This window comes from Caballeronia sp. EK (genome assembly GCF_014384845.1).
GTDB lineage: Bacteria > Pseudomonadota > Gammaproteobacteria > Burkholderiales > Burkholderiaceae > Caballeronia > Caballeronia jiangsuensis.
This window is the reverse complement of record NZ_JACSUE010000016.1, coordinates 110,218-124,102: the sequence shown is the minus strand read 5'-3', so window position 1 is coordinate 124,102 and position 13,885 is coordinate 110,218. Positions and strand designations below refer to the sequence as shown.

The 13,885-nt window shown below is 65.3% G+C and carries 10 protein-coding genes; 3 read left to right on the top strand and 7 right to left on the bottom strand.

The features are described from left to right. Window positions 1-195 precede the first annotated feature (195 nt). A complete protein-coding gene (locus tag IAG25_RS33865) occupies window positions 196-2,115 on the top strand; it encodes a YadA family autotransporter adhesin (RefSeq protein WP_222946766.1) in 1,920 nt (639 codons plus the stop codon). A gap of 63 nt (window positions 2,116-2,178) precedes the next feature. Here the strand turns inward: IAG25_RS33865 and IAG25_RS33860 are convergent, their stop codons facing one another. Beyond that, entirely contained in the window at window positions 2,179-3,828 is a 1,650-nt protein-coding gene (locus IAG25_RS33860; protein ID WP_187608771.1) for a Na+/H+ antiporter, read from the bottom strand. A gap of 384 nt (window positions 3,829-4,212) precedes the next feature. On the opposite strand from IAG25_RS33860, the gene IAG25_RS33855 reads away from it, so the two are divergent. Next, entirely contained in the window at window positions 4,213-5,532 is a 1,320-nt protein-coding gene (locus IAG25_RS33855; RefSeq protein WP_187608770.1) for an EAL domain-containing protein, read from the top strand. Here IAG25_RS33855 and IAG25_RS33850 read toward each other — a convergent pair whose 3' ends face one another. Next, window positions 5,533-9,099: an indolepyruvate ferredoxin oxidoreductase family protein gene (locus tag IAG25_RS33850; RefSeq protein ID WP_187608769.1), complete on the bottom strand. Its 3,567-nt coding sequence runs from the start codon at window positions 9,097-9,099 to the stop codon at window positions 5,533-5,535. It lies immediately after the preceding gene. Window positions 9,100-9,347: 248 nt separating this feature from the next. On the opposite strand from IAG25_RS33850, the gene IAG25_RS33845 reads away from it, so the two are divergent. Further along, the gene (locus IAG25_RS33845; protein ID WP_187608768.1) at window positions 9,348-9,998 is read left to right on the top strand and encodes a glutathione S-transferase family protein; all 651 of its coding nucleotides are present in this window, start codon (window positions 9,348-9,350) and stop codon (window positions 9,996-9,998) included. Here the strand turns inward: IAG25_RS33845 and IAG25_RS33840 are convergent. The 5 genes from IAG25_RS33840 to IAG25_RS33820 form a co-directional block, all read right to left on the bottom strand. Continuing rightward, window positions 9,995-10,240: a hypothetical protein gene (locus IAG25_RS33840; RefSeq protein ID WP_035497396.1), complete on the bottom strand. Its 246-nt coding sequence runs from the start codon at window positions 10,238-10,240 to the stop codon at window positions 9,995-9,997. The genes IAG25_RS33845 and IAG25_RS33840 overlap by 4 nt on opposite strands. Window positions 10,241-10,306: 66 nt before the next feature. Beyond that, complete coding sequence (locus tag IAG25_RS33835; RefSeq protein WP_035497397.1) at window positions 10,307-10,528, bottom strand: hypothetical protein; 222 nt, start codon at window positions 10,526-10,528, stop codon at window positions 10,307-10,309. 74 nt (window positions 10,529-10,602) lie between these two features. Continuing rightward, a complete protein-coding gene (locus IAG25_RS33830; RefSeq protein ID WP_187608767.1) occupies window positions 10,603-11,514 on the bottom strand; it encodes a carbohydrate kinase family protein in 912 nt (303 codons plus the stop codon). Between the two features lie 5 nt (window positions 11,515-11,519). After that, window positions 11,520-12,773, bottom strand: a complete 1,254-nt coding sequence (locus tag IAG25_RS33825; RefSeq protein WP_187608766.1) for an AGE family epimerase/isomerase — start codon at window positions 12,771-12,773, stop codon at window positions 11,520-11,522. Further along, window positions 12,770-13,789, bottom strand: a complete 1,020-nt coding sequence (locus IAG25_RS33820) for a LacI family DNA-binding transcriptional regulator (RefSeq protein WP_035497401.1) — start codon at window positions 13,787-13,789, stop codon at window positions 12,770-12,772. Before IAG25_RS33820 ends, IAG25_RS33825 begins: the two co-directional genes overlap by 4 nt. Window positions 13,790-13,885: the final 96 nt, after the last annotated feature.

Below are 13,885 nucleotides of genomic sequence, written 5' to 3'. Positions count from 1 at the left end.
CGTATCCAGAAGTCTGATTCGGCTGATATGCCGAATGCTGCACCAGGGCGAGGCAAGGCTTCATCGAGACGGCAGCGCACGCCGGGCGTTCCGCGCATCCTGGCGATGCTTCTCTCCGTGACAGGTCTTGTCTTTGCCGGCGACGGTTTCGCCCAAGCGGTGGTCATCGGAAGCGGTGCGAGCGCCACAAACTTGATGGGTGGCGCCGATAACGGCGTTGCATTGGGCGTGGACACGCACGCCGACACGACTGCTCTCCCCGGTGCGTCGCCGGTCGCGATCGGGGCCGGCGCCAACGCCACTGGCGCGGGCTCGCAAGTAGCAATCGGCGATGGCGCGGCAGCCCGCGGCGAGAACGCGATCGCGATCGGCGGCCATCCTTATTCCGAAGTCACAACGGCGAACGGCGACTATTCGGTGGCGATCGGCGCGTCGTCTCAGGCGACCGGCCGAGGCGCGATGGCGTTCGGCGGAGACCAGGACAACAGTTCGGGCGCCAACGCCTCAGGTGATTACGCGCTGGCGTTCGGCGCAAAGTCCAATGCATCCGGCCCGGCTTCGATAGCGTTGGGGATGAATTCGCAGGCGCTCAACGCCAACGACGTCGCGCTCGGTTCCGGAAGCGTGACGGCCGCTGCCGTGGGCACCTCGGCGGTGACCCTCAACCGCTTGCGCTTCGACTTCGCGGGCGCGGCTCCGACCAGCACCGTCAGCATCGGGAGTGTCGGCGCGGAACGCACCTTGACCAACGTCGCCGCTGGCCGGCTCACCTACGACAGCACCGATGCAGTGAACGGCTCGCAACTGAACGCGACCAATCTGGCATTGGAGCTCGAAGACGGCAAAGTGAACTCGTTCGGCAGCGGCGTGGCGCAGGCGTTGGGCGGCGGGGCGCAATTCAACCCGGCGGACGGCACGTTCACCGGGCCGACCTACAACGTCTACGGGCAGCCGCAGTCGAACGTCGGCGACGCGTTCGCCGCGTTGCAGAATCTCGCGCCCTTGCAATTCTCTACGGCGGCGTCGCCTACCGTCGGCCTTGGCGCCAATGGCTTGCCGGTGTCGAACGACGTCACGCTGGTCGGACCGACGGCCGGCGCCGTCACGCTGCACAATGTCGCGGCCGGCGTCGATCTGACCGACGCGGTCAACGTGTCGCAACTGAAAGCCTTGGACACCAAGCTCGATACGTTGGGCGGCAGCGTGGTTGCATCGCTGGGTGGAGGCTCCGGCTACGATCCGAACACAGGCGCAGTAGCGTCGCCCAACTACAGCGTGTACGGCCAATCGTATGCCGGCGTGGATAATTCCATCGCCGCCTTGCAGAACAACGCGCCGCTGCAGTTCTCGAGCGCGGCCTCGCCCACCGTCGGCCTTGGCGCCAACGGCCAGCCGGTGTCGAACGACGTCACGCTGGTCGGACCGATGGCCGGCGCCGTCACGCTGCACAACGTCGCGGCCGGCGTCGATCTCACCGACGCGGTCAACGTCGAGCAACTCAACGGCGCGATCAGCGCGGCGATCATCAACGTCAGTCCCGCTGGCGCGGTATGGGTGACGGGCAATCCGGACACGTATGCCGTTCCGGTCGCCACCGGTGCCAACGCCACGGCGATCGGCAGCGGCGCGGTTGCATCCGGCCAGTCCAGCACGGCGATCGGCAACGGCGCGGTGGCGAACGCGGATAACTCGGTTGCACTGGGCGCGAACTCGGTCGCCAGCGAGGCCAACACGGTTTCCGTCGGCGCGGCGGGCAGCGAACGCCGTGTGACCAATGTTGCGCCAGCCGTGAACGGGACCGATGCCGTCAACCTGAATCAGATGAACGCGGGCCTCGGCAATCTGCAGAATCAGGTGTCGCAGAATCTGAAGAAGTCATACGGCGGCACGGCCGCCGCCATCGCGATTTCGGGTCTGCACTACGACGATCGGCCCGGGAAAATCTCTGCCGCGGTGGCAACGGGCTACTACCACAACCAGATGGGCCTCGCGATGGGCGTGGGTGGAACCTCGGAGGATGGCCGTTGGCGCGTGAATGGCGGCTTGACGCTGGCGCCTACGTTGTCGTCGCCGGATTTCGGCGCGGTCGTCGGGATGACGCATACGTTCAACTGAACGTAGTCAGCGCCTGAGAGCCGGACGCATCGTCAACCGATGCGTCCGGCATTTGCACGCGCGTCACGCGCCTGTCCCTCGCTTGCGATTCACGATCGCCGTCTCCGACAGATCGACTTCCCGCATCAGCTTGTTCAGCGTCTCGTCGTTGATTTCCTGCAGGGAACGCAGCCGCAACAATTCCGCGCGCTCGGCCCTCAGCGCCGCCATCTTGAGCCGCGTTTCCACCAGTTCGCTCTTCTTCGCCGCTACGCGCGGCGCTTCTTCGTCGCCGAGCGATTCCAGCCGTCTGCGATACATGCCCATCACGCGCGCGGTCGAATCGGCGCAGCGCGCGGACCCGGCTTCATCCATCTGCTCGATGAGCTCGTCGTGCGTGTCGTCGATCGCGCGGATCGCCGCCTGCGCCGCGCGGCGGCGCGCCATGCGTTCCTCCGCCGCGTGCGGATTCTTCTCGCGCTCGATGCCGCGCAGCATCAGCGGCAAGCCCACGACAGCGATGAGCAGCGACACCAGAATCACCGCCGATGCGATGAAAATGGCCAGATCGCGCCCCTCGAGCGTCACGGGCAGCGACAACACGCCCGCGAGCGTCACGGCGCCGCGCACGCCGCCGATCGTCGTGAGCGCGAGCGTGCGGAAACCGGGCGCGGCGCTGTCGATGCCCCGTTTCGCCGTCTTGCGCGCGGCGACCCAGCGCAGCGAATACACCCAGACGAATCGCAGGGAATAAAGCGCGACCAGCGTCGCGACCACATAGCCGATCAGGAGGCCGACTTGCGCGTCGCTGTCGTGATGCGCCTCGATCAGCGCCTGCCCGAGGATGTGCGGAAACTGCAGCCCGAGCAGGATGAACACCATGCCGTTGAAGACGAACTCGATCATCGTCCAGGTGCTCGTCATGCGCACGCGCACCGCGCTCGGAATGCCTTCGCGCAGGCTCTGGATGTTCATCATCATGCCGGCCGACACCGCCGCCAGAATCCCCGAGCAGCCCACATGCTCGGCCATGACATACGCCGCGAAGGGGATCAGGAGCGTGAGAATCACGCCCGCGGCCGGGTCGTCGTCCTCGGAAAACTTCAAAAGACGCGACGGAATTTCGGTCAGCGCCCAACTGATCGCCGCGCCGATCGCGATCCCGCCCGCCGCGATGATGAAAAAACTGATCGTCGCGTCGCGCAGCGAGAACACGCCCGTCAGCGCGGCCGCGATCGCGAACTTCAGCGCGACGAGGCCCGACGCGTCGTTCATCAGCGCCTCGCCTTCGAGGATATGCATCAGGTTCGCCGGAATCCGGTTGCGCCCGGCGATGCCGGTCAGCGCGACGGCATCGGTCGGCGAGAGCACGGCGGCGAGCGCGAACGCGATGGGCAGCGGCATCGTCGGAATCATCGCGTGCAGGAAGTAGCCGAGCAGGCCGACCGTGATGAACACGAGGCCGAGCGCGAGCATCAGGATCGCGCGCCGTTGCATGTAGAGCTCGCGCTTCGGAATGCGCCAGCCGTCCGCGAACAGCAGCGGCGGAATGAAGAGCAGCATGAAAAGCTCGGGATCGAACGTCACGTGCAGCGCGAAGCCCGGCCACGCGAGGCACGCGCCGAGCGCGATCTGGATGAGCGGCAGCGGCAGCTTGATCGGAAGCAGGCTCAGGCCGAATCCCGACAGCGCCACGACCAGCAGAAGAATGAGGACGGTAAAGACGATTTCCATGTGTGCGCTACTGCACGACGCGCGCGAGCGGCCGGCGCACGCGGCGTCTAGCATTGATTCGATGAGCCGAAAGTTTAGCCTCTGCAGGCGATATGGGCAGCGACAGTGGCCTTCGGTTTTCGCACCGCGACGGTGCGCGTGCACAGGAAATCGCCTGTTGGCGGTGCATGGAGCGGGCAAACCATCGACGAATCGACCCGCGCACTGCGCATGGAGCTTGCTTTAACGAAAGCCACGGGACTCTGAGACTCCCGACGAGACATCGAGGGCTGTTCTTATGACAACGGTATGGGACGGGCCCGGCGCGGGCCCGGTGGCACGGATGACGCAAGGCAGGCGCAGGTCGACCGCGCATCGCCGGGACATGGAGGCGAGAGGATCGGCATGGTGATCGCAAACCCCGAGAAAGCGACGGTTTCCGCGCGCAGTTTCGAGCTCGGCGTGACATCGGGCTTCGACCGCTATTCGGTCGAGCATGGCGAGTTGACGCTATCGAGCGTCTTCCAGCCGGTGTTCAGTCTGTCGCACATGCGCGCGGTCGGCTACGAGGGCCTGTTGCGCGCGCACGATGCGCTCGACCGGCCGGTGTCGCCGCTCGATGTGTTCGGGCAGGCATCGCGCGTCGGCGAAGCATTGCTGATCGACCGGCTCGCACAGGCGCTGCATCTCGAGAACTTCAAGATGCTCGGCGCGCAGACCGAATGGCTCTTTCTCAACGTGCATCCCGGCGCGCTGATTGAGCCGTACCACGCGGCGGCGCTGCTCGCGAATCTCAAGCGCCTCAATATCGAGCCGCGTCGCGTCGTGCTCGAAGTGCTCGAACAGAGCGCGGAAGATGTCGAGCGGCTCGCGCTCGCGGTGCAGCAGTTCCGCGATCACGGCTTTCTCATCGCGCTCGACGATTTCGGCGCCGGGCACACGAACATCGAGCGTATCTGGCAGCTCGATCCGGACATCGTCAAACTCGATCGCGTGATGCTCTCGCACGCCGGCCACAACGTGCATGCGCCGCTATCGGCGCGCTCGCTCAAGCAGCGGCGGAACATGGAGGCGGTGTTGTCGGGCATCGTGTCGCTGCTGCACGAGGCGGGCAAGCTCGTGTTGATCGAGGGCGTCGAGACCGAGCACGAAGCGCAACTCGCGCTCGCGAGCGGCGCGGACTTCGTGCAGGGATTTTTCTTCGCGCGGCCGCATCCGGGGCTCGCGGACAGCGCGCACGCGCAGACCGTGATCGGTGAGCTGACCGAGCGTTACCGCTTGCAGACCGAAGCGCGCGAGCGGCGTGTCGCGACGCGCCTCCAGCCGTATATCCGCGCGTTCGAGCGCGCCGCCGAGCGGCTCGCGGCGGGCGAGCCGCTCGAGGAAGTGTGCTGGAATTTTCTCGCGCTCGACAACGCCGCGCGCTGCTTCCTGCTCGATCAGAACGGCAAGCAGGCGGGCCGCAACGTCGTGCTGCGCGCGGATCGCGCCGCGCACGAGGCGCGCTTTCTGCCGCTCATCGACGCGCAGGGCGCGAACTGGCTGCGCCGTCCGTACTTCCGGGCGGCGCTCGGCGATCCCGAGCGCGTGCATGTGACGAAGCCGTATCTGTCGATCAACGAGGCGATGCCGTGCATCACGCTCTCGGTGGAGACGCGCTCGCAAGGCAAGCGCTGCGTGTTGTGCGGCGACGTCGACTGGTTGCCCGACGACGAAATCGAATAATTACTTCGCCACGACGACCGGAATGCCCTTGAGCGACGACGCCCCCTTCATCGTGTCGATGGAGGCGCGCACGGCATCGCCCGTCGCCGCTTCGATGCCGATGCGCGCCGCGATGTCGCGTTCGCTGCGCTTGACCATCGCGACGTTCGCGAGCTTCACGTGGCCGTAGCCGCGCACACGCTCGAAAAGGGCGGCGAGCGCTTTGATATCGCCCGCGCTGGCGGCGTCGAGCTTGCCGAGGGCGCGCGTCATCGTGATCTCGAAGTCATCGGCGAGCTGGCGCTCCATGCGGCGTTCGAGCGTCTTGCCGAAGACATCGAGCGCCGTGCCGCGCAACGCGCGAATTTTCGCGAGTCCGCCGAGCACCGGCCACATCCACTGGCCGAACACCTTCTTCTTCGGCGCGCCATGCGATAGAGCCGGCGGCGCGAGATTGAACTTCACGGTATAGCTTTCGCCCGCCGTGCCGTCGAACTGCGCGCCGAGCGCGGCGCGGAACGCCGGGTCCGCATAGAGGCGCGCGACTTCGTATTCATCCTTCACCGCGAGCAGCTTGTAGAACGAGATCGCGACGGCGCGCGCGACGGCCTCGTTGCCGGCCGCCTTGTTCACCAGCTTGCGATAACGTGCGACATACTTCGAACCGCCATAAGCCAGCAGACGTTCCTCGCGATCGCGGATCAGCTCGGGCAACGACATCCGGTCCATCACGACGCGCTTCGCCAGCACTTGCGCGGTCAGCGCTTCGAGCGCGCCCATGTCCGCCGCCGCGAGACGGCCGATCGAGAACGCCAGCTTGTTCGCCGCGACCGCGACATTGTTCAGCTCGATCGCGCGCATCAGCGCCGCGAGCGACAGCGGCACGAGGCCGAGCTGCCACGCGAAGCCGAGCATCAGAATGTTCGCGCCGATCGTATCGCCGAGAAAACGCTGCGCGAGCGCTTGCGCATCGCAACTGCGCATCGCGTCGTGCGCGCCGGGGCCGGCGGCGTGACGCATCTTGTCGAGCAGCGCATCCGCATGCAGATTCGCTTCGGGGTTCTGCACGAAGCTCGCGTTCGGGATCGCGTGCGTGTTCACGACGATCTTCGTGCGATTGTGCCGCACCGTCTGCAACGCTTCCGGACTCGCGCCGACGACCATGTCGCACGCGAGCAGCAAGTCCGCCTGTTGCGTGTCGATGCGCACCTGGTTCAGCAGCGCGTCCGTCGCGGCAAAGCGCACGAACGACAGCACCGAGCCGCCTTTTTGCGCGAAGCCCATGAAATCGAGCACCGACGCGCTCTTGCCTTCCAGATGAGCCGCCATGCTGATGAGCGCGCCGACCGTCACGACGCCCGTGCCGCCGACGCCCGTCACGAGAATGTCGTACGGCGCCTGGTCGAGAAGGCCGGCCGGTTGCGGCAGCGAATCGACGCGGCGCGCGAGTTCGGCCGGGTCGAACGCGTGACCTTCGGCCTTTTTCAGCTTCGCGCCTTCGACCGTGACGAAGCTCGGGCAGAAGCCGTTCACGCACGAGTAGTCCTTGTTGCACGACGACTGATCGATGCGCCGCTTGCGGCCGAGCTCCGTTTCGACCGGCTCGACCGAGAGGCAATTCGACTGCACGCCGCAATCGCCGCAGCCTTCGCACACGGCTTCGTTGATGAAGAGGCGCTTGTCCGGATCGGGAAACTCGCCTTTTTTCCGGCGACGGCGCTTTTCGGCGGCGCAGGTCTGATCGTAGATGAGCACAGTGACGCCCGGCGTGTCGCGCAGGCGGCGTTGCACATCGTCCAGTTCGCCGCGGTGATGAAACGTCGTGCCGCGCGGAAACTGATCTTCGTGGCCTTGATATTTCTCGGGCTCGTCGCTCACGACGACCAACAGCGCGATGCCTTCCGCTTCCACCTGCCGCGCGATCTGCGGCACCGAAATGCTGCCGTCGACCGGCTGGCCGCCCGTCATCGCGACGGCGTCGTTATAGAGAATCTTGTACGTGATGTTCGCCTTCGCGGCCACGGCCTGACGAATCGCGAGAATGCCCGAATGGAAATAGGTGCCGTCGCCGAGATTCTGGAAGACGTGCGGTGTTTTCGTGAACATCGAATGCGACGCCCAGTCGACGCCTTCGCCGCCCATCTGGATCAGGCCGGTGGTGTCGCGTTCCATCCACGACGCCATGAAGTGACAGCCGATGCCCGCCTGCGCGACCGAACCTTCCGGCACTTTCGTCGATGTGTTGTGCGGGCAGCCCGAGCAGAAGTAGGGCGTGCGCTTAACAGAATCGGCGACATTCGAGAGGATGTTCGGCGCGACGAGATCGACGACCTTGTCGCGGCGATCGAGCGCGGGCTTGTGACGCGCGAGCCATTCCGCGAAAACCGGCAGCACGCGCGACGGACGCAGTTCGCCGAGCGCGGAAAGAAGCTGCGCGCCGTCGCGCGCGTTCTTGCCGATCACGATCGGCCGCGCGCCTTCGACGCGGTTGTACAGGTGATCCTTGATCTGCTGTTCGATGACCGGTCCTTTCTCTTCGATCACGAGCACTTCGCTCAAACCTTCGACGAACGTTTCCAGCCGCGTCGTTTCGAGCGGATACGACAGCCCGACCTTGTAGATGCGCACGCCGGCGGCGTCGAGATCGTCGATGGTGAGTTCGAGACGGCGCAGCGCTTCCATCAGATCGAGATGCGCCTTGCCGCACGTCACGATGCCGACGTTCGCGCGCGGGCTCGGCGCGATCCACTTGTCGATGCTGTTCGCGCGGGCGAAGTGACGCACGGCGTCGATCTTCGCGGCGAGGCGTGCTTCGATCGTCAGGCTCGGCAGGTCGGGCCAGCGGTTGTGCAGGCCGCCCGGCGGCGGCGTGAAATCGGCGGGCTCCTGCCAGTCGGTGCGGATCGCGTCGAGATCGACGGTCGAGCCGGATTCGACTGTCTCCGAAATCGCCTTGAAGCCGATCCACGCGCCCGAGAAGCGCGACAGCGCCCAGCCGTAGAGGCCGAACTCCAGCATGTCCGCGACGTTCGACGGATTCACCACCGGCATGTGCCACGAGATCATCGTCTGGTCGCTCTGATGCGGCATCGACGACGACACGCAGCCGTGGTCGTCGCCCGCTACCACCAGCACGCCACCGTGCGGCGACGAGCCGTACGCGTTGCCGTGCTTGAGCGCATCGCCCGCGCGATCGACGCCCGGGCCCTTGCCGTACCACATCGCGAACACGCCATCGACGGTGCGTTCTTCATCCGATTCCACGCGCTGCGTGCCGAGCACGGCGGTGCCGCCGAGTTCCTCGTTGATCGCGGGCAGAAAGCGCACATCGTGCGACGCGAGCAGTTTCTTCGCCTTCCACAACTGCTGATCGACCATGCCGAGCGGCGAGCCGCGATAACCGCTGACGAAACCGGCGGTGTTCAGATTGGCGGCGCGATCGCGTTCGCGCTGCATCAGGACGAGGCGCACCAGCGCCTGCGTGCCGGTGAGGAAAATTCGGCCTTTGGTGGCGCTCAGGTTGTCGCTGAGCTGATAGTCCGACAGCGCGGGAGGAAAAAATGCATCGGCGGGGACGCGCGCGTTCATGAAATCTCCAGAGTCTTTTTTTGAGATGCGGGGCAATGCGACATTCTTTGCCGACAAATGCAGAATGTTTTTGCGCACTCGTCGCGATTCCGCGTACATCGAGCAGCAATGGCCTCATTTTCGAGATTAGCGGGAGGAATTTTTCTCGATCCCTTTTGCTTACGCGTAAACCCGATGCCGTGCGCCGCGCGATTCGCGGGGTTTTGGGGCTAACCTGAACGCATCGAAAGACGACGGAAACGACGCCGATGAAGCTCTTCTACTGGCCGAAGACGCGCGCCTTCCGCGCACTGTGGATGCTCGAAGAAATGCGCGTGCCGTATCAGCTCGAGTTCGTGAACATTCGGGCGGGGGCGCAGAACGATCCGAATTTCTGCCGCGTCAATCCGATGTCGAAGTTGCCCGCGCTGGAAGACGGCAGCGTGCGCGTGGCCGAATCGGGTGCGGTGCTCCTCTATCTCGCGGATCGCTATCCGGAAACCGCGCTCGGCGTGCCGTTGCACGACCCTTCGCGCGGCCGCTTTCTTCAGTGGATGTTTTTCACCGGCTCGTGTCTCGAACCCGCGATGGCCGAGCGCATGACCGGCGCGCCGGGCAACACGGTGAGTTTCGGCTGGGGCGATCTGGAGCGCGTCGAGCAGGCGATCGAGAACGCGCTGGAAGAAGGGCCGTGGCTGCTCGGCGAACAGTTCACCGCCGCCGATATTCTCGCGGCGAGCACGCTGCGGATCGCGTTCATCGCGAAACTGCTCGAACCGGAGGGTGTGCTCTTCGATTACGTCGAGCGCTCGCTCGCGCGCGAAGGCTACGAACGCGCGTCAGCGATCGATCATCGCGAGGCCGAGCGGCTCGCGTTGAATACGCACGTGGGTCTCGCGCATCCGTCGAACGAAAATTAGGGAAACGCGCGTGGTTTCGGAATGCCCGCGCCGGCTTCGATATCCGAGACAGCGCGCTGATGCGCTAGCTCGACGGCTTCGGCTTTGTCGGCGAGACCGTCATCGCCGCCGACGGTCGTCCACGGCTGAACGGCCTTGTCGTGATGACGGATCTCGTATTCCGCGTCCCAGCGCGAGCCTTGCAGCTCGACCGCCCTCACGTGGATGGCGTAGACGCCGTATAGGAAGATCTGTTCCGGCATATGTCCTCCGATGCAGCCGGGAGGCGCCGCGAAGCTCCAGCGCCACGCGCCGCCTTGGCCGCCTGGCTACAGTTCGATTTCCCCGAGAATGCGGTGCGCGAGCGCGCGCGCTTCGTTGAGCGCTTCTTCTTCGTTGCCCGATTCGGCTTCCACTTCGTAGAGCGTCGCATCGGTATCCTCGCCGTCGTCGCGGGCGAGCGAGACGAGGCCCTGGAACTTGCCGCCGTCGACGGTGCGCACGCCAATCGTCGCGGTATAGATGCCTTTCGTGTAGGTGGTGTCTTCCATGTGGATTCGCCTCCAGGCAAGGACGAACCCATGCTAGCACGCTGATATGTAACGCGTACGACGCGCTTTTCAGATCACGTCAACAGATCTTCGACCTCTTCCAGCGAAGGCGAATGCGCGCCCGAATGACGGCACGCCGCCGCGCCCGCCGCGAGCGCGAACTTCAGGTGATCGGGCCAGTCGCCGTGGCGCGCCATCAGGCTATAGAGCAATCCGCCGATGGACGCATCGCCCGCGCCGACCGTGTCCGCCACTTCGACGCTCGGCGGGCGCGCGCTATATTGCTGGTCGCCGGCGTAGAGCGTCGCCTGGCCCGACCCGCGCGTGACGAGCACCGTGGCTTGCGGATTCATCGAGCGGATTTTCGAGAGCGCGTCCGCTTCGGGCATGCCCTTGAAGAGCATGTGCAGATCCTCGTCCGATACCTTGATGAGATCGGCGAGGCTCGCCATGTTGCGCAGGATCGGCTCGTAGCCGTGCTCCATCAGATTGCGATAGTTCGGATCGAAGCTGATTTTCACGCCGTGCTCGCGCAACTGGCGGGCGAGCGCGGCGAGCGTCGCGCCGAGCGGCTGGCGCACGAGGCTGATGCAGCCGAAATGCGCCCACTTCACGCGCTCCATCCATCCTTGCGGCAGCCGCGACGGATCGAACGCCAGATCCGCGCCGTTCTCGCCCATGAAGTAGTACGTCGGCGGTTGCGTCTTGTGGACGATCGCGAGCAGCGGCGGACGTTCGACGCGCTGCATGAAGCGCATGTCGAGCCCCGCCGAGGCGCTCGCTTCCCACAGGTCGTCGGAGAAATTGTCCGTGCCGAGCGAGCCGGCGCAGGCCGTCGGCAGCCCGAGCCGTGCGACCGCGCGCGCGACGTTCCAGCCCGCGCCACCCGGACGCGAAAGCCAGCTCGACACGTCGGTGCGGATCATGTCGGTGAGGATGTCGCCTGCCGAGACGAATTGCGGGAAGGTGGTTTGCTCGCTAGCCATTCGGGTCACCGTTGAGTCGAGTTCGGGCCGAGCGCGTTCAGCACTTCGTAGCACGCGCCCATCGTGTGATAGTCGGTCTTGCCGGCGGGACTTTTCTCGTCGCCATACTTGCGGTTGTCGCACGTGAGAATGCGATACCACGCGCCGTATTCGTGATCGACGAAATGCGCCCAGCTATAGCGCCACAGTTCGTCGTAGCAATCCCAGAAACGCTCGCGGCCCGTGCGCGCGCCGAGCAGCGCCGCCGCCGCGAAGCTTTCCGCCTGCACCCAGAAATATTTGTCGTGGTCGCAGATGGTGTCGTCCGGGCCGAAGCCGTAATAGAGGCCGCCGTGTCGGCTGTCCCACGCGCGATTGAAGCCGGCATCGAACAGTTCCACGGCGCGCGGCGCGAGCCACGGCAGCGCGCGATGCCGCTCGAGAATCAGCAGAAGCTTCGCCCATTCGATTTGATGACCCGGCTGGAAGCCCCACGGACGGAAGATGTTCGAGCTGTCCGATTCGTTGTAGTGCCAGTCCACGGACCAGTCGCGGTGGAAGTGCTCCCAGACGAGCCCATTCGACAGCCTTGCCTGGCGCAGCGTGATATTGCCCGCGATCTTTTCCGCGCGATCCAGATAGATGACGTGGCCGGTCGCCTCGTACGCGGCGAGCAGCGCTTCGGTCGCGTGCATGTTCGCGTTCTGGCCGCGATAGTCCGAAAGCTGCCAGTCGGGCGTGGCCTCGTCGGCGTAGAGGCCGGCGTCGGCGTCCCAGAAACGCCGCTCCATGAGCGCGAACGTTTCGTCGATCATCGGCTTTGCTTCGTCGATGCCCGCCATCGCTGCGTGCGCGCATGCGAGCAGCACGAAGGCCGTGCCGTAGCAATGGCGCGTGCCGTCGATCGTGCGCTTCTGCCCGTCGCGCCACTCGACTTCCCAGTCGTAGCCTTCGTTGGCGGCGTCCCAGTGCGCGTCGCGCAGGAATTCGAAAGCGTGGCGCGCGTCGTCTTGATAGCTCGCGTCGCCGAAATGGCGGTATGCCATCGCGTAGTTGAAGACGAAGCGCGTGCTGCTGACGAGGTGGCGCGTCGTGCGATCGTAGACGCTGCCGTCGTCCTTGAAGAAATGAAAGAAGCCGCCGGACGGGTCGCGTGCGTTGGTCGCGTAAAACGCGAGCGTGTCGCGCACGTGCGAGAGCAGGAAGTCGCGGCTGCGGAAGTCGATCGCGCGTTCTGCTGACACTGCTTGCGCGACGGCAGGTGAGGCGGTCATGTTCATGGCGTGCTGATGTCCTGTTTCGTGCCCGAGCTCGCGCGAGGAACGAAATTGACGGCGACGAGCGTGTCGGCCTGGCTCGGCGGGCTCGATTGATCTTCCAACAGCAACTCGACGCCGCGGCGCCCGAGCGCTTCCTTGTCGACGGTCACGGTCGAAAGCGGCGGTGTGCTTTGCGCGGCGGCCGGAATGTCGTCGAAACCGACGAACGCGACGTCATCCGGCACGCGCAGCCCGTGCGCAAGACAGACACGCATCGCGGCGAGGGCCGCTGCATCGTTATAGGCGAAAACCGCGTCGGGCAGGGGACTGGATTGCGCGCGGGCGTCGGCGATCAGGCGCTCCATCGCGTCGGCGGCGGCGAGATCGGCGGGCAGGCCCGGCTGAGTGACGATTTCGAGTGTCGGATCGAAAAGCTGCCCGGCATCGAAATATGCCTTGCGATAGCCGAGCGCGCGCTGCGCGATGCTGTAATGCGCGAGCGATCCTCCGATGAACGCGATACGCCGCCGTCCTTGCGCGAAAAGATGCTGCATGGCGAGCGACGCGCCTTTCACGTTGTCGATATTGACCGAGCGAAAGCCCGGCGCGCGCAAATCGATGAGCACGGTAGGCCGCGCGAGCGAATGCAGATGCGCGAGCAGTTCCGGCTCGACGAAGCCCGCGACCGCGATGGCGTCGGGCGCGTGCAGGCGCATCTGCTGCGCGAGATCCTGCGTCGGGCCAGCCGTGAGCACCGACGGCACGAGCCGCCGCTCGCGACACGCTTCCTCGAAGCCGTTCAGCACGTGCGAGAAAAAAGGGCTGACGGCGAAATTGTTGTGCTGCCGATGCAGCAGAAAGGTCACGCGACGAATGCGCGTGCGCAACTGTCCCGAGTCATAGCCGAGTTGCTGCGCGACTTCGACGACGCGCACGCGCGTCGCTTCGGACAGGCCCGGTTGATTCTTGAGCGCGCGCGACACCGTCCCGATCGAGACGCTTGCCGCACGCGCGACATCGCGAATGGTTGTGGCCATCGTGGTGTTCTCTGTCTCCGCCTGTTTTCGGCTATTCCTTCGGCCCACGCGATGTTTATTGCGCCTGACCGGTTCGCATGCTTTGGGCGATTGTAT